Origin of the sequence: Mongoliitalea lutea (genome assembly GCF_014652135.1) — a bacterium.
Classification (GTDB): Bacteria; Bacteroidota; Bacteroidia; order Cytophagales; family Cyclobacteriaceae; genus Mongoliitalea; species Mongoliitalea lutea.
Genome location: NZ_BMYF01000011.1, coordinates 79,761 through 105,568, shown reverse-complemented (window position 1 = coordinate 105,568; position 25,808 = coordinate 79,761). Strand labels below are relative to the sequence as shown.

Annotated in this window: 24 protein-coding genes and 1 tRNA gene; 10 read left to right on the top strand and 15 right to left on the bottom strand. The window is 38.8% G+C overall.

The window, feature by feature from the left end; genetic code table 11:
* The first annotated feature begins 49 nt into the window (after positions 1-49).
* The 8 genes from IE080_RS10395 (at position 50) to IE080_RS10360 (ending at position 4,471) form a co-directional block, all read left to right on the top strand.
* Positions 50-122, top strand: a tRNA-Phe gene (locus tag IE080_RS10395).
* A 266-nt stretch (positions 123-388) separates the two neighbouring features.
* On the top strand, positions 389-817 hold the full coding sequence (locus IE080_RS10390; RefSeq protein WP_373295125.1) for a GFO_1088 family ECF-type sigma factor: 429 nt from the start codon (positions 389-391) through the stop codon (positions 815-817).
* The gene (locus IE080_RS10385; protein WP_189581760.1) at positions 814-1,239 is read left to right on the top strand and encodes a PG0215 family putative anti-sigma factor; all 426 of its coding nucleotides are present in this window, start codon (positions 814-816) and stop codon (positions 1,237-1,239) included. Before IE080_RS10390 ends, IE080_RS10385 begins: the two co-directional genes overlap by 4 nt.
* Before the next feature lie 5 nt (positions 1,240-1,244).
* On the top strand, positions 1,245-1,763 hold the full coding sequence (locus IE080_RS10380; RefSeq protein ID WP_189581757.1) for a DUF4252 domain-containing protein: 519 nt from the start codon (positions 1,245-1,247) through the stop codon (positions 1,761-1,763).
* 33 nt (positions 1,764-1,796) lie between these two features.
* Positions 1,797-2,327, top strand: coding sequence for a hypothetical protein (locus IE080_RS10375; protein ID WP_189581755.1), 531 nt, complete (start codon positions 1,797-1,799; stop codon positions 2,325-2,327).
* A gap of 11 nt (positions 2,328-2,338) precedes the next feature.
* Positions 2,339-2,812 carry a DUF4252 domain-containing protein gene (locus tag IE080_RS10370; RefSeq protein ID WP_189581753.1) on the top strand — a complete coding sequence of 158 codons (474 nt, stop codon included), beginning with the start codon at positions 2,339-2,341 and terminating at the stop codon, positions 2,810-2,812.
* 488 nt (positions 2,813-3,300) lie between these two features.
* Entirely contained in the window at positions 3,301-3,888 is a 588-nt protein-coding gene (locus IE080_RS10365; protein ID WP_189581751.1) for a hypothetical protein, read from the top strand.
* 223 nt (positions 3,889-4,111) lie between these two features.
* Positions 4,112-4,471 carry a hypothetical protein gene (locus IE080_RS10360; protein WP_189581749.1) on the top strand — a complete coding sequence of 120 codons (360 nt, stop codon included), beginning with the start codon at positions 4,112-4,114 and terminating at the stop codon, positions 4,469-4,471.
* A 138-nt stretch (positions 4,472-4,609) separates the two neighbouring features.
* Here IE080_RS10360 and IE080_RS10355 read toward each other — a convergent pair whose 3' ends face one another.
* The 7 genes from IE080_RS10355 to accD all read right to left on the bottom strand — a co-directional run bounded on the left by IE080_RS10355 (position 4,610) and on the right by accD (position 11,475).
* Complete coding sequence (locus IE080_RS10355; protein WP_189581747.1) at positions 4,610-5,992, bottom strand: pseudouridine synthase; 1,383 nt, start codon at positions 5,990-5,992, stop codon at positions 4,610-4,612.
* Between the two features lie 97 nt (positions 5,993-6,089).
* Positions 6,090-6,902, bottom strand: coding sequence for an N-acetylmuramic acid 6-phosphate etherase (gene murQ / locus IE080_RS10350; protein WP_189581745.1), 813 nt, complete (start codon positions 6,900-6,902; stop codon positions 6,090-6,092).
* On the bottom strand, positions 6,899-7,741 hold the full coding sequence (locus IE080_RS10345; protein WP_189581743.1) for an N-acetylglucosamine kinase: 843 nt from the start codon (positions 7,739-7,741) through the stop codon (positions 6,899-6,901). The genes murQ and IE080_RS10345 overlap by 4 nt, the downstream gene beginning before the upstream one ends.
* Positions 7,738-7,965, bottom strand: a complete 228-nt coding sequence (locus IE080_RS10340) for a cytochrome b5 domain-containing protein (RefSeq protein ID WP_189581740.1) — start codon at positions 7,963-7,965, stop codon at positions 7,738-7,740. The genes IE080_RS10345 and IE080_RS10340 overlap by 4 nt, the downstream gene beginning before the upstream one ends.
* Positions 7,965-9,116, bottom strand: a complete 1,152-nt coding sequence (locus IE080_RS10335) for a formimidoylglutamase (RefSeq protein WP_189581737.1) — start codon at positions 9,114-9,116, stop codon at positions 7,965-7,967. Before IE080_RS10335 ends, IE080_RS10340 begins: the two co-directional genes overlap by 1 nt.
* An 80-nt stretch (positions 9,117-9,196) precedes the next feature.
* A complete protein-coding gene (nqrF, locus tag IE080_RS10330; RefSeq protein ID WP_189581734.1) occupies positions 9,197-10,492 on the bottom strand; it encodes an NADH:ubiquinone reductase (Na(+)-transporting) subunit F in 1,296 nt (431 codons plus the stop codon).
* Between the two features lie 140 nt (positions 10,493-10,632).
* Entirely contained in the window at positions 10,633-11,475 is an 843-nt protein-coding gene (accD, locus tag IE080_RS10325) for an acetyl-CoA carboxylase, carboxyltransferase subunit beta (RefSeq protein WP_189581731.1), read from the bottom strand.
* 237 nt (positions 11,476-11,712) lie between these two features.
* On the opposite strand from accD, the gene IE080_RS10320 reads away from it, so the two are divergent.
* The gene (locus IE080_RS10320) at positions 11,713-13,347 is read left to right on the top strand and encodes a carbon starvation CstA family protein (RefSeq protein ID WP_189581728.1); all 1,635 of its coding nucleotides are present in this window, start codon (positions 11,713-11,715) and stop codon (positions 13,345-13,347) included.
* A 54-nt stretch (positions 13,348-13,401) separates the two neighbouring features.
* Here IE080_RS10320 and IE080_RS10315 read toward each other — a convergent pair whose 3' ends face one another.
* From IE080_RS10315 to IE080_RS10300, 4 genes are all read right to left on the bottom strand, one after another.
* Entirely contained in the window at positions 13,402-14,946 is a 1,545-nt protein-coding gene (locus tag IE080_RS10315) for a vanadium-dependent haloperoxidase (protein WP_189581725.1), read from the bottom strand.
* 12 nt (positions 14,947-14,958) lie between these two features.
* The gene (locus IE080_RS10310; protein WP_189581722.1) at positions 14,959-15,882 is read right to left on the bottom strand and encodes a transporter; all 924 of its coding nucleotides are present in this window, start codon (positions 15,880-15,882) and stop codon (positions 14,959-14,961) included.
* A gap of 277 nt (positions 15,883-16,159) precedes the next feature.
* Positions 16,160-16,705 (bottom strand): hypothetical protein, encoded by a 546-nt coding sequence (locus IE080_RS10305; RefSeq protein WP_189581720.1) that lies wholly within the window; start codon positions 16,703-16,705, stop codon positions 16,160-16,162.
* Between the two features lie 288 nt (positions 16,706-16,993).
* A complete protein-coding gene (locus IE080_RS10300) occupies positions 16,994-18,697 on the bottom strand; it encodes a DUF748 domain-containing protein (RefSeq protein WP_189581718.1) in 1,704 nt (567 codons plus the stop codon).
* Positions 18,698-19,526: 829 nt separating this feature from the next.
* On the opposite strand from IE080_RS10300, the gene IE080_RS10295 reads away from it, so the two are divergent.
* Complete coding sequence (locus tag IE080_RS10295) at positions 19,527-20,696, top strand: ATP-binding protein (protein WP_189581716.1); 1,170 nt, start codon at positions 19,527-19,529, stop codon at positions 20,694-20,696.
* 931 nt (positions 20,697-21,627) lie between these two features.
* Here the strand turns inward: IE080_RS10295 and IE080_RS10290 are convergent.
* The 4 genes from IE080_RS10290 to IE080_RS10275 all read right to left on the bottom strand — a co-directional run bounded on the left by IE080_RS10290 (position 21,628) and on the right by IE080_RS10275 (position 25,127).
* Positions 21,628-22,569: a lytic transglycosylase domain-containing protein gene (locus IE080_RS10290; RefSeq protein WP_189581714.1), complete on the bottom strand. Its 942-nt coding sequence runs from the start codon at positions 22,567-22,569 to the stop codon at positions 21,628-21,630.
* Positions 22,570-22,571: 2 nt separating this feature from the next.
* Positions 22,572-23,306 (bottom strand): LOG family protein, encoded by a 735-nt coding sequence (locus IE080_RS10285; RefSeq protein WP_189581712.1) that lies wholly within the window; start codon positions 23,304-23,306, stop codon positions 22,572-22,574.
* Between the two features lie 166 nt (positions 23,307-23,472).
* Positions 23,473-23,736, bottom strand: coding sequence for a hypothetical protein (locus IE080_RS10280; RefSeq protein ID WP_189581710.1), 264 nt, complete (start codon positions 23,734-23,736; stop codon positions 23,473-23,475).
* Positions 23,737-24,164: 428 nt separating this feature from the next.
* A complete protein-coding gene (locus IE080_RS10275) occupies positions 24,165-25,127 on the bottom strand; it encodes a DPP IV N-terminal domain-containing protein (RefSeq protein WP_189581708.1) in 963 nt (320 codons plus the stop codon).
* Between the last annotated feature and the right edge of the window lie 681 nt (positions 25,128-25,808).

Genomic DNA, 25,808 nt, shown 5'->3' with positions numbered 1-25,808 from the left:
GATTTGCAAGAAAACTTCTTATTCCTACCTTTGCATCACTTTATCAGACGGTGATGTAGCTCAGCTGGTAGAGCATCGGACTGAAAATCCGTGAGTCGGTGGTTCGAGTCCACTCATCACCACGAGTCCCGAAGCAATTCGGGACTTTTTTTATTTCTAGACCTTTAGTATTTTCTTCTTTACTAATCTTCATTTCTATTGCAATTAACCCTCGCAAAATACAAAATAGTCTGCTTGCATACTATTTTTTCTTTTTAATTTAAATTCATTCTAAGTTGGAGATTTTTTCGCATTTTTCTGTAACATTTCTGCTTCCCATGCATCATCTACCCGAATGAAGTCATTTTTTGAAACACATATCTGGCCTTTAAAGAGCAAGCTCTATCGAATGGCATATCTCTGGGTCAAGGACCGAGAGGTTGCAAACGATGTGTTGCAGCAAGTTTTCGAAAAAGCTTGGGTCAGGAAAAATGACTTAGAAAGTATGGATAACCCCACAGCATGGATGGTTAAGGCCTTAAAGAATGAAAGCTTGCAGCATTTTCGCTCCACAAGGAAAATTGATCCTTTGGGAGATTTGGACCTAGCGGATGCGACTAAAACCGATGAAGAAGAAAGTGTCGATAGAATGCAGCAGGTTTTGAGGTTTTTGGAAAAACTTCCGGAAAAGCAACGGGAAGTATTCCACCTCCGGGAAGTAGAGGGATTGGCGTATGAGGAAATAGCCAGTTACTTGGAAATAAGTTTAGACCAGGTAAAGGTCAATTTATTCAGAGCACGACAGCAGTTGAAAGTCTATTTAATTGGAAAGAAATGAAAGAGCACATAGATAATTTATTGGAAAAATATTGGGAGGGGGAAAGCACTTTAGAAGAAGAAAAAGAACTGAGATTTCTATTGAGCGAGGTACAAGGTTATGAGTCAGCCAAGGAGTTTTTCCTGGGAATCTCTGAGTTATCTCAATTGGAAGGAAAAGAACCTGTAAAGCCTATAGTAACCTTACCTTTTTGGAAAAGAACTTGGCTGGGTTATGCTGCAAGTTTAGCCTTATTCGTAAGTATCGCTTTTGTAGTTTTTCAACATCAGCAACAAAAAGCCAAACAAGAGGCCTACGAGCAGGTAGTGGCCGCTTTATCTCTCATCCAAGAAAATATGCAAAAAGGAAGTGAAAGCATGGAGGTTTTGCGCGAACTGCGCCATTTACAGACTCCAATTAATTTGTTTGACATTGAACAATGAAACGTATGAAAAAATATTTCTTTACCATTTTCTGCCTTTTCCTTATAGGATCAGCGCAGGCGCAAGATGATGCAATCGTCAAGTTCTTTTCCAAATACATGGAAGATGATCGATTTTCCAGAGTGTACATCAGCCCTAAAATGATGCAAATGGCAGGTGGGTTTTTGAAGTCTGAAAAAGTTTCTGACCAAGAAGCGAAAGACCTTGGGGAGTTGATCTCTAAAATCCGTGGTATCCGGATCTTATCTGCTGATAAGGTCAATGGGAAAACATTTTACCAAGAAGCGATGAGCACCCTGACAAAAAACAAGTATGAGGACCTTATGGATATCCAAGAAAAAGATTCCAGTGTAAAATTCATGGTGCGAGAGGAAAATGGAAGAGTCCGAGAATTGTTGATGATCTCAGGTTCGAGAGAAAGTTTCACCTTACTCAGTATGCTAGGAAGTTTTACGTATCAAGATCTCAATATCTTGGCAGACAAAACAAGTATTCCTGGCATGGAGAAGTATAAAGGGAAATAATCTCGAAATAAAATGAAAATAAAAATCAAGTCTATGAAAAATAAAGTGATTTTACTGTTTTCCATCACATTGATGGCTTTTACAACAGCTATCAAAGGTCAAAACAATCCTTATGAAGCGATCAATAATGAACTTCCTACTCCTGTTGAGGTCAGTGTACTTTGGCCTTGGGAAGATGGAACTTCACTTTTAGGGTTTAAAAATGCTCAAATGAAGGTTTCATACAAAATTGAGTTTAGTGAAAAAGAAAACTCCAACTTGATCATTGATTTCAACAAATTTGATAATATGCAATCTGCTACGTTCTCAAAGAATGAGGTTTCTGGAAAATTCCTTTTGGATAAGCTTAATCAGTCATTGGGGAATGATTTCAATCCAGTTTTTGAACAAATCAAAGGAGAGACGATATACTACATGTTGTCCAATGAAAATGTCCAAGGAGATGATTTATATTTTTTAGCTACAGGAAAAGAGACATATGAGCTATTGTATTTCAAATACAAGCGAAATACAAAAGACAGCAAAAAGCTACAATTTCAATTGAAAGAAATTTTAAACGACTAAACCCAATTATTATGAAAAAACAACTTATCCTAATAGCTCTTTTTTGCGGACTGGCAAGTCAGGGCTTTGCTCAGAGCAAATCAGTAGATGCATTGTTCCAAAAGCATAAATCTAACCCTGAGTTTTTCCACTTGGACCTTGGAGGAAGCTTTATGAATTTGGCTAAAGGGCTCAATATCCAATTAAATGATGATGGGGCTGATATCTTATCGAATTCGATAGATCGGATAAAAATGTTTAAACTTCCTACATCCGCAGCCGCCAGTGAATTTAAGGCACTTGCCAAATCTTTAGAAAGGGAGAATTTTGAGCTTCTAATGGAGGCAGGACAAAAATCCAACGCCGTCCAACTCTACTCCAAAGGGTCAAAGCAGATTAAAGATGTGGTGGTATTGGTAAGTGGAGAAAAAGGTGACTATATGGTTTTTGAACTACTTGGAGACTTTAATTCCAAATCCCTTGCTGCTCTTAGTAAAAGCTTTTAGCAATACACATTTTGCTACCTGTAGCGATAAAGCGTAAAGAATGTCCATGCATAATTTTCTGCGCCTGAACGACCTTTCTCCAAATCACTAGTTGGATGAAAGTTCGCTCAGGCATGTTTTTTTGATGAACAAAGAAGTATGTATCAATTGATTTTTGAGATAAAAAAGACAAACCAAGTATAAACATGAGAAAAAAAATTTTCTTTGGTTTTTGTGTTACAAGTTGGCAAAACTTTTCTCAGGAAACCGATTGCGGAAAAAGAGAATGTGTATTTTTTATTTTTCAATAATAACATTATATTTTTGTCATATCGGCAACAAATAAACATTTTTATTGAAATATTTGCATTTAACTGAAACTTGTACCAACTTTGTATCGTTGTCGCAAAGTGAAAGTCGACGAATCATCCCAAATAACCCGCCCCAATCCTGGGTAGAGGGGTATGTTTTCAAAGAGAATTTCTTAAACCTATTAAACTATCATTAAAATGAAAAAAATGTATTCATTGGTATTTGCCATGCTGATTAGTATGGTGAGTATCGCAGCAAATGGTCCTATTGACCGTGAGAAAGGTACTGTTTCTCTTAGAGAAATAGAAAAAGGTAAACTACAGTTATTGTACGGTGAGAATGCTAGCAGCACATTGGTAGTAAGAATCTATGACGAAAACCGTGTCATGCTTCAAAGAGATGTCATCAATGCCAAGCAGGCATTTGCTAAATACTATGACTTCTCCAAATTGGCATCTGGAATATATAAAGTAGAGGTATTTGAAGGTACTGAACTGGTGAACTCTACATTGGTAGACACTACTCCAAAGGTTTCTAAGCCTGTAATTTTCTCTAAAGTTGAGCGTACAGATTATAATCAATTCAAGCTTTTAGTGAACCCATTGCTTCCTTCCAATATGTCAGTATATGTGTTTGAAAACGACAAACTGATACATGAGGAGCGTCTAGCGGATACACATGGATTCCAAAAGCTTTACAAGATTCAGCGTTTGAACCCTAGAGCAAAGATTGAATTCTTGGTAAAATCAGATGATGGATTCTCTGAATTGATTGCTGTGAAATAATCTTGTGAAGAAAGTTTACTATGTTAATGAAGGCCTCGATTGATTTCGGGGCTTTTTTTTACATAAACAAATCTAATGTATGCTATTGAAATGTTTGATAATCAGTATGAAACCATAAAATATCTAAGCCGTAAGTGATAGTCCATAACCAACTATTCAGGTATACATTCTTTGGATTGTGCACCCGTCAGCAAATTTCCAAACCAACTAAACTTATACAATTATGAAAACTATTGCTCTTCTTATTTGTGCTTTATTTATCAGTGCGCCTATGGTTGTAGCTGATGATGACAAGTTGAATGTACGCATGGTACCAAATGTTACGGCAAAAAGTGCTCAACCTGTGGTATTCTCTCAATTGGAAAAAGTAGACTTTAATCAATTTCGGTTGAAAGTAAATACTTTATTACCCAAAGACATGACTGTTCATGTGTATAAAAATGACAAATTGGTCCATGAATACACAGTAGAAGAAAGTACCGGATTTTTAAAGAGATACAAAATAAAGGGGGTTAATTCGAGAATTAAGATTGAGGTAATCCTGAAATCAGAAGATGGGTTCGCTCAGAGGTTACGACTCTAGTTTAATTGAAAACCCATTTAAAAAATGAACCCTACATCTACTATTTATTTTCACATCTATTCGGATGACGGATTCTATAAAATTGTAAAAGCCAACTAAAAAAAGGCTGTCTCTTTTAAATGGAGACAGCCTTTTTCATTATATGAAGAATTTTAAGCGAATGACTTCTTTCTCTGTAAGGAATCTATACCTTCCTCTTGGTAAATCTTTTTTGTCCAAACCGGCATACATTACCCGGTCAAGTGCGACTACCTCATAGCCCAAGTGAGCAAATATTCTGCGGACGATCCTATTTTTTCCAACGTGAATCTCCAAACCTAAAATAGTTCTGTCCTTGGATAGCACTTGCATATCATCTACCTGCACTTCTCCATCTTCCAACATCAAACCTGCCAAAATAGCTTCTTCGTCACCTTTGGTGATAGGTTTGTCCAAGGTTACCTGATAGATCTTTTTGATCTGATTGGAAGGATGGGAAAGCTTAGCTGCTAATTCTCCATCATTGGTGAAAAGTAGTAACCCTGTAGTGTTTCTATCGAGTCTGCCTACGGGAAACATTCGCTCGTCACAGGCATTTGCTACCAAGTGCATCACTGTCTTACGCTCCATTGGGTCATCTGTGGTCGTGATGAAATCCTTAGGCTTGTTTAATAGCAAATACACAGGTTTTTCGGGATTAATACTTTTGCCATTGTAAGTAACGCGATCTGTTAAGGCTACTTTATAACCCATTTCAGTCACTACTTGGCCATTCACCTTAATCTCTCCTTTGGTAATCAGCTCATCTGCTTCCCTTCTGCTACAAATACCGGAGTTAGAGATATACTTATTCAGGCGGATTGCATCTGTGTTTTTCTGCTTATTATGATTCTTTTCTAAGCGCTCAAAGTTGTATTCAGGCCTCTCAGCAGGAGCATCTTTTTCAAATGGATTTTTGAATTTTTTTTTTCTTGGACGATCTGATGAACCACTTTCTTTTGGTACCCAGTCGAAAACTGGCTTCTCATCTTTTCCTCTTCCTCTATAAACAGCTTTGCCTTCTGGTTTGGCATCATCCGAATTTTTGGAAAAAGCAGGCTTGTCAAAAGAGGTTTTTCGCTCATTGGGTTTAGGATAGCCTTTTCCTTCGCTTCTGCCAAATGTCCTTTTGTCATCAGGCTTATCAGAAGCTCTTGAATCCGTCTTTTTATGATAGCTTTTGCTTTCTTCACCTCTTCGGTCTGAAGATTTACCATACGGTTTTTTATCCCCTGACTTTCCGTAAGGTTTGTCCTCTTTGGAAAACTTCCCGAATGTTGAATTTTCTTTCTTAGGTGATTTAGAATAGGAATCTCTTTGTCCTTCGTTTTTCGTCTTAAAAAATGGCTTTTCGTCTCCTCTGTCAGGTCTTTTGGATCCTGAATCCTCTTTTTGAAAACGTGTATCTGTAGTCTTCTTTCTAGAATAGCTACCGCTTTCTGTTTTTGGGCCTCTTTTACCCTGACCACCACCTGATGGCCTTCTGTTATTATCTCTTTTCATATAGATGCAGCATCTCTGCTGGATTAATTTAACCCCTTCACTCTCAATAACAAGCATATCTGGCAAAGGGATTGCAAAGGTAGATAAAATGTTTGGATTAATTCAATTTGTTGTAAAATGCTTGGACAGCTGCTCTTACAGAACCGTGTGTCAGCAATGCTTCTTTGGCTACGCCTTCGTCCAAACCAGTAGCTTCCATGATCATTTTGGTTCCTCTTTTCACGAGTTTCTCATTTGATAGCTGCATATCTACCATTTTATTCCCTTTGACCCTACCTAGCTTGATCATCACTGTGGTAGAAATCATATTCAAAACGAGCTTCTGGGCAGTTCCAGCTTTCATTCGAGTACTCCCTGTTACAAATTCTGGTCCTACCACAACTTCTATAGGAATCTCAACTGCTGCGGCCAGTGGTGTATGGTAATTACAGGTAATGCAAGCGGTCAATAAACCCGCATTTCTTGCTTCCTGTACGCCTCCAATCACATAGGGTGTGGTACCTGAAGCAGCTATTCCTACAATCGTATCATAGGGATTGAAGCCAAAAGACTGAATATCCAGCCATGCTTGCTTGGAATCATCTTCTGCGTTTTCCACGGCTTTGCGAATCGCAGAATCTCCACCGGCAATGATGCCAACTACCCAATCGTGAGGGACCCCATATGTGGGAGGACATTCAGAAGCATCCAGTATTCCTAACCTTCCACTTGTACCTGCACCGATATAAAATAGCCTACCACCTTTTTCCATCCTAGGAACTACCAGTCCAACCAATTGCTCGATAGATGGGATTGCTTTTTCTATTGCGATAGGTACTTTATGGTCTTCACGATTGATATTTTGTAGCAATTCGGAAATCTCCATTTGCTCTAAATTATCATAGTAGGAAGCACTTTCAGTTGTATTCATAATAGTTGTTGATGATATAAGGCGAGGCCCGAAATGGGTCCTTCCAAAATTAAATTCACGTGTATATCGTGGTCATATGCAGCACTTCGTAAGATGTCACTGTTATAAAATGCTATTGATCCCACAAAATTAGCAGGCTTCTTTTTGTAGTCATCGTACTTCATGATATGTTTTTTGAAAAACTCCACGAAAGCCTGATAATAGAGCATGTAGCAATAAGGCTCATGCTTATGTTCAGTGATAAATCTACAAAAACTCGCCATGTATCTTCCTGGAAACGGCCTTTGATACACATGTTCAATGATTTGTGCATTATCCAATTGAAACTTTTCCAAAACCAAATCTCTGATTTTTTTTGGCATTTCTTCATGGATAAAATCTGCCAAAAACCGCTTACCAATATAGGCTCCTCCCCCCTCATCACCCAAAATGTATCCGGGTGCCGGCCTTTTGGCTATAATCAATTCCCCATCATAATCACAAGAGTTAGATCCAGTACCTAGAATACAGGCTATTCCAGCTCTGCTACCACAAGTAGCGCGAGCAGCAGCCATCAAATCATGGTCCACAACGATTGCTGCTCTTTTGAAAATACTTCTCAAAGCAGCCTCCACTTGCTGCCTATTTTTATGGGAAGTACACCCAGCACCGTAGTAATAAATGATTTCGACTTCTTCACTTAAATTCATTAAAAAATCCACCTGTAGTTCTTGGGCCATTTCTTCAGAAGTCTGATAATTAGGGTTAAAGCCAATTCCTCGAAACTGGGAGATTTCTTTCTCCTTTGTAATCAGTCTCCAATCAGTTTTGCTGGCACCACTATCTGCAATCAATATCATATTAACTGTCCAATCGGTTCAAATTTGAGAAAAACATTTGCTGTATGTGGTGCATCTTCCAATTCTTCCGTCAAATCTTGTCCTGCCCAATGCTCATAGTGTTTGCCATTTTTCCATAAGCGTGAGATACTCACATCATAAATTATTCCTTTGTATGCAACCCAAATTTCTGGTTTATCTTGGCCATTTCTAAGGGCTAATTGCTGTTTGGTATACCCTTTCATCAAAATAGTTTCAGTTGGGCATTGATCCATCGCTCAGGAATTTCTCCCTTTTGAGCTGTTTGATAATCCAAATAACTACACGGGATAATGTGATTCCTGTCGTATTTATTTTCTGTGTGGAATGGAACTTCCATCCACCACTTTTCACTGCGCTTACTTTTATAGAACACTATAAATGCAGGATTATCATCCAAAGATACGGTATATTTTATATAGTCCGAACTTGCAAAGCTCAGGGAGTCTCTACGTTCGTAAAAACCATCTATGAAATACCAAATCATGGTAGCGATAACCGAAGCGGTTTTATTGCGGGCATCATCATAATATGGCTGATATCCGTAAATCCCTATGGAGGAAAGTTTTTCATTCATCCCGGCAAAGCGACATAACTGACAAGCATCTTCTCCTGAAAGTCCAAAAGGTTGTGCATCATACGCCCCAGGAGCATCAGAGGACTGAATAGCAGTCACGTCTATACTTAACATGTCTGCATTTCTTATGACAGGTTCTACTTCTTTGAAATTTCCTTTTAACAATCCCAATCTCAAATGTTCGAAGTTTAACTTTTCCAATGCATTCGTCAACTCTTTGTCTACCAAAAAACTTTGATAGGCCAAATGACTGTAGTTGAAGAGGTAATTGGGCTGATGAAGAATAATGCTTTGGGAGTGACAATCAGCCATTGCTCCCTCATCCTCCATGTCAATTTTGGCATCAACAGTAACTACACTTATAAGTTTTTCTAATGCTTCATATGCTAAATACTGACCAAAATCCAAGTCATGAGAACCCCCAAAAAATATGGGTAGAATTTGTTGACTCATCAAAAAAGCGCCCACTTCTTTGATCAACTGTATGGTGTCCTTATATGATGCACCATTTTTTAGATTCCCTAAATCAGCAATTTTGTATAGGCCATCCCCTTTTTTAAGCGCATAAAGCTTTTCCCGAATCTCGAAAACAGCAGCCTCCATACTGTCACCTTTTGCTACACCTCTTTTTTCAGTCAAACCAATGAGTGCCAGCTGTATCCCTCGCAAATCTGGGAAAATTTCCTGATGCAGTTGAATGGATTTTACAAATGCGTTATTGGCATAAGATACATTGAAAAAAGACTCTGAAATGGGATCAAAATATTCGGATAGATTCATATATAGGGGGACATAAGTCCAAAATAAATAAAAAATACAGTGAAATAAAAAAGTCCCGCCAAAACGGGACTTTTTGTTGATTAACCACCGAAGTCGTCAAATCGTATATTTTCTTGAGGTATTCCCAAGTCATCCAACATTTTAAGAACTGCCGCGTTCATCAATGGAGGGCCGCAAAGGTAAAACTCAATTTCATCTGGATCTTCATGATGTTTTAGGTAGTTATCCCATAAGATTTGGTGAATAAAACCTACATACCCGTCTCCATTATCATCCAAGGATTTCTTTACGTTCCAATTATCTTCTGGAAGGGGCTCTGACAATCCAATGTAGAACTTGAAGTTAGGGAAGTCCTTTTCAATATTTCTAAAATCAGGAAGGTAGAACAATTCTTTTTTGGAACGACCACCATACCAGTAAGAAACTTTTCTATCGGATTTTTCTGTATGGAACAAGTGGAAGATATGAGATCTTAAAGGAGCCATACCAGCACCACCACCAATGTAGATCATCTCTCTTTGGGTAGGATTGATGTGGAATTCTCCGTAAGGTCCAGAAATAGTAACTTTATCACCTGGTTTCTGAGAGAATACATAAGAAGAACAAATACCTGGATTGACATCCATCCACTTATTATTGGCTCTATCCCATGGTGGCGTAGCAATACGGATTGTCAACATGACAATATTACCTTCTGCTGGGTGATTAGCCATGGAATACGCTCGGAATATTTCCTCATCATTTTTCATTACTAGATCCCACATCTGGTATTTATCCCACTCTTCTTTGTACACATCTTGCTTGTGACCCAAGTCAGGATGTGGAGTGATATCAATATCTTTGAAGTTAACAGTTACCGGAGGAACGTCAACCTGAATGTAACCTCCTGGTTCGAAATGTAGGGTTTCACCTTCTGGTAGCTTTACAACAAATTCCTTGATAAAGGTAGATACGTTGTAGTTGGAAACAACTTCACACTGCCATTTTTTGATACCAAAGATTTCATCAGGGATACGGATTTTCATATCCTGCTTCACCTTTACTTGGCAGGTAAGTCTAACTTTTTCTTGCTTTTCTGCTCTGCTTAGGTGACCTTCTTCAGTTGGAAGTACTTCTCCTCCTCCATCTTCAATCACACATTTACACATGGCACATGTACCACCTCCTCCACACGCAGAAGGAAGAAAAACCTTGTTATTGCTCAATGTGTTTAGCAATGTCGAACCAGCTGCTGTAATAATTTCCTTCTCACCATTGATAAGGATTTTTACATCGCCAGAGGCAACAAGCTTAGATTGGGCAAACAACAAAAGGAAAACGAGTAGCAAGATAATAATCGTAAATGCTACAATCGAAGTAATAATTACTGAACCCATTTAATGTTAATTTAACTTTTTTATTTTCAGTACAACCCCAAATTTGGGAACACAAATATATTTACTAAATCCATTAAACCGACCTTTTCAAGGTTAAATTTGTGTTTTTATGGATTTTAAAGTCTTAACGGATATCTCCATTAATTGTTGAGTAAATTGAGCAAAGTTGTCAATCTGTTTTTCAACTGCCTTCTATCGATGATGAAATCCAAGAATCCATGCTCTAGTACAAACTCTGAGCTTTGAAATCCTTTTGGTAAATCTTTCCCAATAGTCTCACGGATAACACGAGGACCTGCAAATCCAATCAAAGCCTCTGGCTCGGCAATATTAAAGTCCCCCAACATCGCATAAGATGCTGTCACCCCCCCAGTAGTAGGGTCGGTCAATAAAGAAATGTACGGAATACCTGCTTTATCTAAAAGTGCCAATTTTGCAGAAGTTTTAGCCATTTGCATCAAGCTAAACCCTGCCTCCATCATTCGGGCACCACCAGACTTGGAAATCATCAAAAATGGTATCTTATTTTTCAAAGAATGATCAATAGCGCGAGCAATTTTTTCACCAACCACAGAACCCATAGAACCACCAATAAAACCAAAGTCCATACAAGCAACAACAATATCCAACCCATTCATTTTACCATAGGCGGTACGGACAGCGTCATTTAACTCTGACTTTTTGATGCTGGCCTCCACTCGTGAGCTATATGGTTTTGTGTCCACAAACTTCAACGGGTCTCCGGACTTCATATTCGCATCCAATTCGGTAAATTTATTGTTGTCAAAAAGTATCTCGAAGTATTCTTTGGATCCAATCTTTACATGAAAATCATCATCAGGACACACATAAGAGTTGTTTTTGAGTTCTCGTGTATGGATAATGTTGCCTTGAGGAGTTTTAAACCAAAGTCCATCAGGAGCATCTTTTTTGTCTTCGGTAGAAGTCTTGATGCCTTTATCTGTTCTTTTAAACCAAGCCATAATTTCTTTTTTTGGGCTGAAATTTCCACTTCAGGGACTACAAATTTAAAGGTATATTCCATTAAATAAAATTCACCCTGAAATATGGATACAAATCGTCCAACGTAGAACCCTAAAAAAAGATGGATTTCATGGGGAAATTAAAGTTTCAATGGAAAATAAAAGAAAGTGTATCCAAAGTGGATTTTTGAAATATATTTTCTGAATTTTAGCTGACAATCAACCCCAATATTCACCATGGCGCTCAGCACCTTATTAGTTGTATCAGGAATCATCCTTTTGGCTGCATACTTTACATATGGAAAATATGTGTACAAAAAATTTAAGTTGAATGATGACAGACCTTCCCCAGCGCATACGTACCAAGATGGGGTAGATTACATTCCGAGCAAACCAATTGTAGTATTAGGACATCATTTTGCATCCATTGCAGGTGCTGGCCCGATTGTGGGACCTATCATTGCGGTTACTTTTGGCTGGGTACCGGCGGTTATCTGGATTTTGGTAGGAGGGATTTTCTTCGGTGCAGTGCACGATTTAGGAAGTTTGGCAGCCTCTTTAAGAAATCAAGGAAAATCAATCGGGGTAATTATCCAAAACAACATCGGGAAAAAAGGGAAGCAGCTGTTTATTTTGTTCAGCTTCTCCACGCTAATATTGATTATAGGAGTATTTGCGGATATCATTGCCAAGACTTTTGTCAATAATCCCGGCGTAGCATCCGCATCAATTCTATTTATTTTACTAGCTGTCAGTTTTGGGTTAGTCAATAAACTCGTTGGCAATAGTAAAAAAGCATTTATCCTCATCTCCGTCATAGGAGTGGTGCTGATGTATTATTTTGTGTATTTGGGAATGCAGCTGCCTTTTGAGTTGGGCTACCAGACATGGGTATATATTTTATTGGCTTATGCATTTGTAGCATCAGTGGCCCCTGTGTCCATGTTGCTACAACCAAGGGATTATTTGAACAGCTTTTTGTTGTATGGATTAATTTTGGCAGCTGTCGTTGGTGTATTTATTGCCAACCCTGAAATCACCATGAGTACAGAGGTGTACATTACAGCAGATAATTTGGGGTACTTGTTCCCAGTATTGTTCGTGACTATTGCTTGTGGAGCAATTTCCGGTTTTCACTCATTGGTTGCCTCGGGCACTACATCCAAGCAATTGGACAAAGAAAGTGATGCAAAAGTGGTCGGATTTGGAGGCATGTTGATCGAGTCTTTTTTGGCGATTATTTCTGTGGGAGCAGTAATTGTCCTGAGCAGAGCTGAATACCTAGAGCGATTAGGCCAGGAAGGCCCTGTACCACTTTTTGCCAGCGGATTAGGAGCAATGATTGCTTCTATGGGTATTCCAGAGAGTTTTGCAGTAGGTTTTGTAGCGTTAACGGTATCTGCCTTTGCATTGACTACCTTGGATACCTGTACCCGATTGGCACGCTTTACCTTGCAGGAGTATTTCGATGATATCAAAAGTCCAACTGCATTGAAATTATCTCAAAACAGATACCTTTCTACGTCCATTGTGGTCATCCTTTCTGTGATGCTTTTGGCTTCGGGAAGCTTTACTACTTTATGGCCTATTTTCGGCTCGGCTAATCAATTATTAGCAGCCTTGGCACTATTGACAATTGCGGTATGGCTAATCCGACAAAAGGTCAATGCTACTTTCGTTACCATTCCCATGTTTTTTATGTTTACCGTCACCTTGACCTCGCTGGGGTTGTTTGCTTGGAAGAATTTTCAGTCAGAAGTCTATGTATTGGCCATAATAGCAAGTTTATTGTTTTTACTTTCTATTGCGCTGATTACGCTAGCATCAAGAAGTTTGAGAAAAGAATTGGAACCAAGCGAGTTGGTGAAATAAAAAAGCCTGAGAAAAATCCTCAGGCTGATAAAAAAATCCCTATGATCTTCCATCCTATTCATCTATTCCATCTGATTTTGCCCTAGCGACAGCATAATTACCTACTTTTTCACCTTGTATGGTACCTTCTACTGCATCAAAGCGGTAATGAATTCCCCCATATAATCTAGACATGGCAGCCTCTTCAGCCCACACACGGAATTGTTGGGCTTGGGTTGGGAAAAAATGTGCCAAAACTTCTGCTCCAGCAGCAGAAAATGTACTATGACCGGAAGTGTAAGCTGGGAAATTAGGAGTACCGAGTATTGTTCTGAAATTTCGAATGGTCTCTACAGGTCTTGGATAGTGATAATAATACTTGATGTCCCAACATGCCACACCGGCATCCATGATGGCTGTATTCATATAAGCAAAGACTCTTGCAGCTCGGAGTGGATTTAGTTTGGCTTGAACAATGGATAGCTTAGCAAACTTATTCCAATGACCTGGCGGAGTATATGATCCCAACCCATCTTCCCACCAATTGGCAATCCTGCGCTGATCCAAGGTCATGTGTCTGGCAAATCGCTCCAGCTCACGCACATCTGCCTCAAACTCAGCTGAGCCAATTGCAGGAGGAGGTGGTGATCTTACTTCTTCTACGGTTGGGACATGCCACATTTTTACTTGACCAAATAAAGGAGTGAGTCCAACAGGACGTTGAGGCACTTCGGTGTTTTGCCACTTCCAGCCAAAGCGCTCAAAAGCGGCATTGGCGATGGAATCAGATACTGGCTTAGATGCTTGAGCTCGTGCCATGCCATCTATTGAAGCACGCATTTTCGCTAATTTGACTACTTCATCACCCAAATACACTCCAGCTTCTAGATCACTTGGAACATTAATCCCTGCGTGAAGCATACTTTGCAAGTGTTGCTGATAGTGATTTTCCAAAACCTGAGCCTCTAAAGGAAACATGAGCGTTAAGATTTCCTTGGAAACCTTAGCAATGACTGCTCCATGAGAAGGGTATGATGGTAGTCCATTCTCTGGATATGCCGATTTTATTGATGAGTCTTGAACGGATGGCCCCATTCTTTTGAATTGAAACTTATATTTCCAAGCGAGAATCAATCCATCATATTGAGCAACACTCAAGTATGCCAGCATTCTACTGGTGTAAGGAGGATGAGCAAAAGGAAAGGCAGGAGGACCGACTGGATTCGCTGGATTGGGCAAGGTGTAAGTGCCATCAGCATTTGGCCCTGGAATCAAATTATACTTAGCGGCCATCTCCAAAGCTATTTCATTCCAACGGATTACAGGATTACTAGTCCAATACTCAACTGCTTTTCTTTCAGCGCTTGTTAAGGTACTGGTCAAGTTTTTTACATCTTTTAATTCTTGCTTGTAGGCAGGTGAGTTGACCGATAGTGGAGCTGCTAGTTGAATTTCTGACGGGTCGATTACTAAAATCGTGGACCAAGTCCCGCCATCTTCATCAACACTACTGAATTCGTAGGACTCAAAGTCATAAAACCGGGGAGTTTCTTCCAAACATGCTTGTAGCCCCACTACCAGCAACATTAAAATGGTAATTTGTATAGTAAATTTTTTCATAACACTTCAGATTTAATACGCCTTAAACTGATAGGTCAAACCTAAACCCATGGTTGCTGCCTTTCCAACATTCCGTCCAGAAACTGTTTGATTGAAGTAGGCAATTGCTCCAAAGCCTCGATCAGCTTTGATGTAATATTGAGCCCAAAAGCCCACTTGGCTCACTTCCATTTTATTGGTGGGTTGTGGGCGGTTGTAAGAGCGAATATCATCACCCGTCAGGCAATTCAAACTCATGTAGGTTGCTTCCAAGCGCAACCGGTTTTCAAGGGTCCAATACCCAATGGCTCCTTGAATATTTACAGCATTGGGTACATTCATAAACGGAGAATAGACTGCCCCATCTTGGTAATAAAAGTCCCGTTCGATTTGAGTTTGCCCTCTCCAGAGATAGGCAGTAGCCAATCGAAAGACCAATCCATTATCCATTTTATAGCCAGTGATGGCGCGCATCCCGATTTCCGGAGCTCCCGCACCAATACTAAAAGGCATATAATCTGACAAATAGGATCCAACTGGGTTACTTAGGTGTGTATTGGTGAGAAAAAGTAATCTTCCGGCTCCCACTCGTTGTTGGAGCCAATCTACTTTGACCGATACACTTAAATCCTGCAAGTCAGCTTGTCCAACCTGTGTGCCTCCAGATGCTTCTGTTTGAATGTAGGGAAGACTGGCAATGATGTTCACCTTTTTTGAGATTCCCATGGCCACCATAGGCATCAACATTTGTCTGGTAAATGTGCCGATGTTGGCATTTTCACGGAAATAATCTCCTTCCCAATAGCGGTTCCAGGAACCATGTTCACCCAGTACCGCTACACATAATTCCCCTTTGGGCATCATGATTTCGTCGAAGGGCATTTGAGCAAAAGAAGGGGAAATACAACTAATATATAAACATGTCAGTATGAAGCCTGACCGGTAAAATTGATTCATGATACATAGGTTTAGTCAATAATATGCTAGAGACTGTTCAAACCTTTTCCATCAAAGTACCTATGAGGTCCCAGTGATAGATGATTTTGTGAGCAATTAGGAAACTGCAAGAACATCTAGCGAAAGCCTCTGATTAGTCTTTTCGAAAATCTGTTGGTTTGTTAATACCTCTAGAAGAAAATGCATGCTTTGAAATCATCGTCTATATACTCTCATAGGAGTAAAGTCCAAGGTCTTGTAGCCATGTATAAAATTATCAAAGCGCCGAAACAAAAAATTATGCTTCCGGAGGAGGGGTGTTAATGTTGAGAAATTGAAAATCATAAGTCGAAAAAATAAACCCTATTGTTGATGTTAATTCCTTCAATAAAACAGGTGCTATCAACTTGTAAATCTCTGTTGGTTGATAGTCTTTCACAAATGATTTGGAAAGTAGAGAATTGGAGCTACCATCAGGAAAATCATCCTGAACCAATGAATTTACCCACTGTTTGATGGTGGATTGGAGATTAGATTTAGCTGTATCGGGCACATAAATTACCTGAAGCGTATCTTTGGTATACCGTTGTTTGATCGCTCGATAGAGTTGCCCATCTTTTTCAAAGACGGTATTCGTTGCTCTAAACTGCTCCTCATCCGCCATGTAAGGCAAAGAAAGAGGGATTTCCATCATTCGTTCCTGCAGATATCCTTGCGGCTCTCCATAGATGGTCTCTACCCAATTTTTTTCGATTTGAATATTGAAAGAATAATACGCCACATAGTACCCAAAATGGTACAATGCAAAACAGCAAAGAAGCAATATGGCACTGAGTTTTTTCAATATTTCGGAATTCGAAATGAAATGTAAGCAAATATTTTGTGAAAATAAAAATTGAGGTAATTCTTTAAAACATTTATTCCCGTTAACAATAGTTAAACTATACCTTTCAATTTTTGATGAAAATTTCAATCATGTTTTGGATCAGGAAATCCCTGAACTCACTAAAACAGGAATACCAAAATATTTTATGAGAGGAGATGCGTTGTGGATGTATATCAATGTATAGGATAAACTTGGGTTTATCCAGATTTGGCTGTAATTATGAATAATTCTTCTTAAATTCTAACCTCAACTCTTATCCTTATTCTTCAACTGCTTTTCCTTCAATTTAGCTTGATCCTCTCCTGTGATGGTACTACGTAAACCCGAAAATATCAACTTCCACCAATAATTAAAAATTGACTTATGAGGTTGTCGAAGAAAATAGACCTCCCCCTCTCGTAACTTTCCCTTTTTGGTAGGATTGGAATCCCGGATTACAAGTTTATTTGCCAAAAATGACCCAATTTTCCTCCATAGATTATTATCTACTTGAAAATCCTGATTGAGCAATTGCAATTCCAAATCATCAAATCTGGCTATCAAATCCCCTGTTCCTTCATATTCATTCCCTGCTATGTTGAAATCCAAGCGCTGAATAAAGCCCGAACGGATACTTGCCTTAGCTTCGGGTTCTATAATATTATTCAGTGATGTCAAAGGCTGATTTCTTAGCGTCCCTCTCATGGTAAAGCGTCCATCAGGATGTACCAAATCATAACGGATCACCGCATTCAAAGCGCCCTGCCCCATGAGTTTGGCATTGGCATCCAAGGTCAACCAATTATTCTCTCCTCTTTTTTCAGGAATATTCGACAAATTTTGGATAGTTCCATTGAGTTCGGAAAAAAACAGGCTTCCAGACCTAGGAGCTGCATTGTCAGGACGCTCTTCGATGATGATTTTGCCATTTTCAATCATCACATGTTCGATATGAAAAGGCTGTGCAAGTTCGGATAATACAGCATGGATCAATTGGGGTCGTTTTTGAAGATTTTCGGTCTTTCGCTTATCCAAAAACGTTTCCAGAATCAAGCCCGTTGCTTTCACCGTGTCGACTTCGATGATGCTTTCTTTGAAGAACTTATGGAAATTAAATCCCTCTAAATCAAGAGCCAGCGAATCCAGGTGAATCCAAGCCTTTCGCTCACCAAATAAGCCTGTGTACGCATATTTACCCAACTTATGCAATAGACCCGCATAGCCAATAGAGAAATGCTGATCTCTTGTATCCAGCTCAATCGCATTGGCTACCAAGTATTGTCGGTAATCATCCAAATGAAGTTCAATCCCTTCGATGGTCCCATGGATATCTTTGACAGAAAAGAGTGATTTGGGATTTTCTATATCTTCTTTCGTAAGCTGAAATTCATGCATGCGCAAATCCAAATCTGTCAAGCCAAGTCGAATAGAATCTATTTCATTATTGTAAGCACGGATGGAGAGGTCTTGCAAATCAAAATAGTCCACTTGAATCAATTCGTAATCCTTTGGAGCATCTTTTTTCTTATCCTTCTTCTGCGCTTGTTGGGTTTGAGCAGCGACAATCAAGGAGTCAAGAGGCGGAGTAAATGAGCGTATTGAAACACCATGCAATAGCGCAGTGTCTACCTGAATGCTATTCTGAAACAAAAAAGCATTCCACTTAAATCCTGTTACTTGTAGCCTATTGATATCAGCAGTAATAACCGTTCTTCCCTTATCCAACTCTTGTGATTGTCCAATACGAATACTGTCGATGGTCAGGTAAGTCCCGGCATAGTTGTAATCCAAGACAATGTTCCCAAAACTAATCTCATGCCCATAAAAGGTATTGGTTCGGGTAAACATATTGGTGACAATCCGATCGGCATTTTCATTCAAATACCAAGTGATCAACCAAGGAATTCCCCTCGCTGCAAAACCCAGCAATAAGGCTATAGCCAGTATAAAAATCAGGAGCTTACGTTTCATAAGAAAATATCTTTCCTAAGGTAACTAAAAAATGGATATTATTTGATAGTTGGATAATGGGATATTGGGGGGCGTATCAAGAAACCTTGCGCTCGTGGCGATAATCGTAGCAGCCTTGGCATGAACTAGTAATTTGAAATAAATGGAAATATTGGGCTGTGGTACCAAATACCAATTTGCCTCAGCAAAGCATCTGTGGTAATCTGTGAAGATCAGTGGCTAAAATAGATATTGATTGATAGTTGGATAATGGGATATTGGAGGGCGTATCAGAAAACCGTTTCGCTCGTGGCGATAATCGTGGCAGGCGTAGCGTGAACTTATTTTTTGAAATAAGGTGGAACTAATGGATGATGTTGTTCAATAACAATTTGCGGCAGCAAAGTATCTGTGTTCATCTGTGAAGATCAGTGGCTAAAATAGATATTGATTGATAGTTAGATATTGATGGATATTGGGGGGCGTTTCGAGAAACCGTTGCGCTCGTTGCGAAAATCGTAGCGGCCGTAGCGTGAACTAGTATTTTGAAATAAATGGAAATATTGGGTTGTGGTAACAAATACCAATTTGCGTCAGCAATGTATCTGTGTTCATCTGTGAAAATCAGTGGCTAAAAAGGATATTGATTGATAATTAGATAATAGGATATTGGAGGGCGTATAAAAAAACCCTTGCGCTCGTGGCGATAATCGTGGCGGTCGTGGCGTGAGCCTTTAAATGAATACAATTTGAGGTGAAAAAGACATTTTTTGCACTTTAATAATGCATTTTTTTTACTTTTTTGCACTTTTACAGTGCGTTTTTTCTATATTTACACAACTAGATTGCCATGGAAACATTATTTCAATACTCAAATAAACTAATATCTGAAGTAAGTGTGGAGTTTGTTCGCCATGCTTACAATTCTATCAATTGGAACAACCGAATGCTTGGCGTAATTGGTCCAAGGGGTGTTGGTAAAACAACACTGCTATTACAATACATAAAAAACAATCTTTCCCTGAAAGAAACACTATATGTCACAGCAGAGGATTTCTACTTTGCCAACAATCGCTTGATTGATGTAGCGAGTGAATTTGTCAAATGGGGAGGTAAGCACCTTTTTATTGACGAAATACATAAATATCCAGATTGGTCAAATGAATTGAAGCTGCTTTACGACTATCATCCTGATTTGAAAATAGTATTTTCAGGCTCTTCCGTGTTAGATATAAAAAAAGGAAGTGCCGACTTAAGCAGAAGGGCTGTCATGTTTTATATGCAAGGATTATCATTCAGAGAATATCTAGCTTTCGCCTACCAGCTACGGATAAGACCTTATACATTGGAAGAAATTCTAGCAAACAAATTACAGCTAAAAGACATCCCACATCCGCTGCCCTTATTTCAAGAGTACTTAAAAAAAGGATACTATCCATTTGCAGCCGAAGAGAGCTTTCAAATAAAACTAATGCAAGTAGTCAACCAGACCTTGGAAGTAGACATCCCTAGCTTTGCAAATATGAATGTCTCTACAGGAAGAAAGTTGAAGCAACTAATGGCGATAGTAGCCGAAAGTGTCCCTTTTAAACCTAATATGAGCAAGATTGCTGAGTTATTGTCAATTTCACGGAATAATGTGGGAGATTATTTCCTCTACATGGAAGAGGCAGGTATGATTATGCAAGCCCGCAATCCAACAGAAGGAATAAGAGCCCTAGGAAAAGTAGAAAAAATCTATCTTGAAAACCCCAATCTTGTTTTTAGTTTGGCTAATCAACACCAAGATAAAGGAAACCTCCGGGAAACATTTTTCATGAATCAGCTTAAAGTAACCCATGCAATCACTTCTTCTCCCATAGCAGATTTTAGAGTTGATGGTATAGACTTTGAAATTGGAGGAAAAAACAAAAGTGGCAAACAATTAAGTCAATCAAAAAATGGATATCTTGTAAAAGACGATATAGAAACAGGTTATCTCAATACCATTCCATTATGGAATTTCGGTTTTTTATACTAGTCTTATTACGTATAGAAATAGATATTGATCGATATTTGGATAATGGGATATTGGAGGGCCTATCAAAAAAACCGTTGCGCTCGTTGCGAAAATCGTAGCGGCCGTGGCGTGAACTTTTTTTCTTGAAATAAGGTGGAAATAATGTTGAAATAAGGTGGAAATAATGTTGAAATAAAAGGAAATATTGGGTTGTGGTAACAAATACCAATTTGCGTCAGCAATGTATCTGTGGTAATCTGTGAAGATCCGTGTCGAAAAAAGATAGTGGTCCATATATCAATTCCTCCTGGCAAATCTAACCGCAGAGAACACAAAGATAAGCGCTGAGAGCGCAGAGTGGGTTGCTAGACTTTGGGTACTTTGCGTGATCTTGGCTTCTTTGCGGTTAAATTATGTGAAGAGTAAATGGATATTATTGAATACTTGGATATTGGAGGGCGTATCAAAAAAAACCTTGCGCTCGTGGCGATAATCGTAGCGGCCGTAGTGTGAACTAGTATTTTGAAATAAATGGAAATATTGGGCTGTGGTACCAGATACCAATTTGCGTCAGCAATGTATCTGTGTTCATCTGTGAAGATCCGTGTCGAAAAAAGATAGTGGTCCATATATCAATTCCTCANAAGATAAGCGCTGAGAGCGCAGAGTGGGTTGCTAGACTTTGGGTACTTTGCGTGATCTTGGCTTCTTTGCGGTTAAATTATGTGAAGAGTAAATGGATATTATTGAATACTTGGATATTGGGGGGCGTATCAAAAAACCTTGCGCTCGTGGCGGTAATCGTAGCGGTCGTAGCGTGAACCTTTATTTTTTGAAATAAGGTGGAAATAATGTTAAATAAATGGAAATATTGGGCTGTGGTAACAAATACCAATTTGCGTCAGCAAAGCATCTGTGAAAATCAGTGGCTAAAAAAGATAGTGGCAAGACATCAAACGGGCAGAAGGATGGTGTAGGTCTTGCCTTTGGAGACATTCAGTTTCGTGGAGCGAAGCCATGGGTTGTGGATTTTTAAATCCTTGTAGCTGCTACCGTGTTTGATCGCCCAATCTGCCAAGTTAGGAATGGAAGAATCCACCGTCAATTCTCTAAACGTCGGACGGTTGTACAACTCCTTTGAAGGAATATCAAATCCATACCGACTAGGATGCTCAAAAAGCTCCTTAAATGCCACAATCCTGAAAATGTAGCGGCTCGTCTCCTCATTCAGCCACAAGTCATAATAATTGTTGTGACGCTGCTCGTTCTTCCGTTTAGAAAGGCCGGAAATTCCCATATTGTAACTCGCGGCCACAGAAGTCCAATTCCCAAAACTCGCATAGGCTTTCTTCAAATACTTGCAGGCAGCTACGGTAGACTTTTCCAAGTGGTAGCGTTCATCTACATCAGCAGAAACCTCCAGATTATATTCTTTGGCCGTCGCATCCATAAACTGCCAAAATCCACGCGCTCCAGCCGGAGATACCACATTCAGCAAATTGGATTCCGCCATCGCTAGGTATTTGAAGTCCTCAGGAACACCATTTTCTTTCAAAATCTTCTCAATAGTCGGCAGAAATTTATTAGCCCGCTTCATCAACAAAATAGCATTGGACTCCCAATAGGCATTCACATAAATCTCCCGTTCAAAGCGCTCCCGAACCTCTGGGTCTTTCAAGGGAAGTTCTTCACTTGCGAAATTTACTTTATCCGGCAGGGAAAAAATATTCACCCGCTTATCGGGAATGGTTATCCGTATTTGATTTCCATCACTCGTATTCACCGTAAACTGTGGCTGCTTAGAAGCCTCTTCCAAGAGCTTAAACTGAAAAAGCACTACCCCTATGAGTAGTGCGATCAAGGTATAAATCACTATAAGATGAAATCGCTGCAAGCTTAATAATTTGGTGTCAGTAAATACTTGGAATAGAAATCATCAATCACCTTCACAGCTTCTACTGCATCATCTACCACATAAAACAAATCCAAATCCGGCTCAGAAATGTATTTATAATCTTCCAAAAGGGTCTTCTTAATCCAGTCAATCAATCCTCCCCAAAACTCTCTTCCAACCAATACGATTGGGAAACGGCCGATTTTGATGGTTTGGATCAAGGTCAATGCTTCGAATAATTCATCCAAGGTTCCAAATCCACCAGGCAACACGACAAATCCTTGGGAATATTTCGTAAACATCACCTTTCGCACAAAGAAGTAATCAAACATGATCATCTTGTCCGGGTCAATGTAGATATTTCCTTTGGCTTCAAAAGGTAGCTTGATACACAAACCAACGGACTTACCATTCTCCGAATTAGCTCCTTTGTTGGCTGCTTCCATGATACCAGGGCCACCGCCAGTGATCACTCCGTAACCATGACGCACCAATTTAGCCGAAATCTCTTCTGCCATGAGGTAATGCGGATGGTCAGCTGGGGTACGTGCCGAACCAAATACCGAAACGCACGGACCAATTTTACCAAGCTTCTCAAAACCCTCTACAAATTCGCTGATTACCTTAAAAATTACCCAAGAGTCCTGACTCTTGATTTCATTCCAATCACGCTCTTTGAACGCTTTACGTATTTTTTCTTCTCTCTTCTCCTCAAAATTCTCAAATCTGCTACTCATAGATATATTTTTTATGTTCAAATGTATAAAAATTCCTTGAATTCGTTGAAACCTCCATCTATTGACGGATTATTGAACGATTTTAGTTTTTAAAAGTTCGAATTTAGAAGTTTTTGAAGAACATCGAATTAAAAACAAACCGAAAAAAACCAGAGACTCTATAGTGTTATTTTTCATTACTTATGAAATCAAACCTTATGACATTAAAATACATATAATCCTCATTGTAGTTTTTATGGTATTCATTATTCATAGATAAATATAATCCATCCTTTCCAACAAAAGCTCTGTAAGAATCCACCTCAAAATCAGGAAATTCAGTTTCTCCTAAATACTTAAACTTTTCATTGAATACCAATATCTTAAAATTGGGACGAACCACATGTAATTCATCAATGGGTAATGGGTAGATTTCAGGGTCCGCAGGCAAGTCAAAAAACCGTTCCGATAGAAAATAATATATTTACTATCACCGACTAAATTAAGAAACCTCAAATAAACATCTCTCATGAAGTTTTTATAGGTGTTTTTTGCTGAATGTCTAAAAGTACCCTAATCCTGAAAGGAATAATTGGGTTTAAATATCTTGAAGATCTTTTAAAAATATACTTTCAAAGTAGGCTTCTGGGTAAAGCTGAAACTTTTCAAGACTTGCGTATGAGCTAAGGTTCTTTGTTGCCACCATGATCATGGTCGAAAAGTCTTCAGCCTCTTTCATCCGCTTATGTAGAACTTTAACCTAGAGGTTGAGTATTAATGCCACCCAAATATGGATTTTGAACCCCTTCTCACTGTCCGCCAAAAATATCTGTTTGAACTGTCCCTCTTTTCAAAGCAGGAATAGCGTGTATTAAATTGTTAAGGGGTTAAAAATTGATTTTCAAAAGTGAGTTGGAATGATTGGTTACTGACCAAATCCAATATATGTAGTCTACCGTTGCCTACATTTGAATTGGTATAGACTATTTTACTACTATCCGGTGACCATTCGGCACTATATGCGTTGCTTAATAGCATTGATTTTCTTTTTTCTGCAAGAAATAGAAGAAATGTCCTTACTATTGTATCGGGGCCATCTCCATTTGCGGTAAATAAAATCCGGTCTTTTCCGGTGGAAATTCTTAAATAACCCAGATAATGAAATGGATCTGAAAGTAGACCCAAAAGGTTTGTTTGCTCAGAAGTAACGTCTATTTTAAGGAGGTCGAATCGGATTGATCCTTTTCCATCCGGAACACCTCTATAAGAAATAATTTCATTCTCGTTATACCATTGAGGATCTCCAATATTTCCCGAATAAACTTGGCGGATTTCTTTTGTTTGCGAATCAAGAATCCAAATACCTTGAACTGAAGCTTTTTCAGGAGAAGTGTAACTTCTCCTGTATACTAAATTACTCGAAAAGCCTTCGAAGTTTGGTGAAAAATTTCTCCCTTCAAAGGTCAGTTGTTCTGAGCTGTCACCTTCCAATTCGGTGATCCAGATTTGGGCACCAAGGGAATAAGCAAGCCATTTGGAATCAGGGCTCCAGGCAGGATTTTGTCCACCGGGTATCCAAAAAGTGTTTTCACTGCCATCAGGCCTAATCCTGTAAATCCCTGTATAGTCGGTTCGGCTGTCCACATGATAATAGGCGATCCATTTGCCATCCGGGCTCCAGGAAGGTTCATAGTCAATCACTTCAAAATTAATGCATCCATCAATACATATAGGATCTTCCTCCAATACATTTGTGCAACAGATTAGCAGGCTAATAAAAATTACTATCCCAATTGAAAGGGTATATTTTTTATAAATCAAATATGCTTTGGATAATCCCATGGCAACTGAATTTTTGTGAGACCCATTAAAGAGGTACTTTTAAAATTAATTAAACTAATATAGTAATTAATTTAAAAAAAATAAATTCTAATTTTTTTTGATGAACTATTACTATCCAATGGGATCTTTATATTTTCAACTATCTGGTATGAAATAGAGATTTATCTGTACTGGTTTTAGATTCACAAGACAAAAAAATAACCGAGAGCAAACCTAAAAAAATATTTTTATATCAGGTTTCTGCATGATTCAAGTTCTTTACATTTAAAATTACAGAAGAATCACCCCCAAATAAAAAAACAGGGTACCTCAAACTATTTCATTTCAACTTATTTACAAAAGAAAAAATTTATTCAATTTAGCTGTACGAGGCGAGAGCCAAAATTTTGATAGTGGGTAATTTTTCTACCGACGATTATTGGAAGTGGGTTAAAACCCACACTCCTAAGTGGCTTACTATTCCGGCCAATGTGTTAAAACCCATGGCAATTGATTGGTTCTACATACGTATTTTTTCTCCAACCTGTTAGCTTTCCTGGATTTTTAGTAGGTTAAAACCTACAAAAGAGGAATGCTTTTTAAAGAACAATTCTTGTATTTACACGCCCTTAAATTATTTCGCCGCATAGCATAGCTCTTCATTTGGGGAAGGTATCAACTTTATCTCGCACTAACGTAATT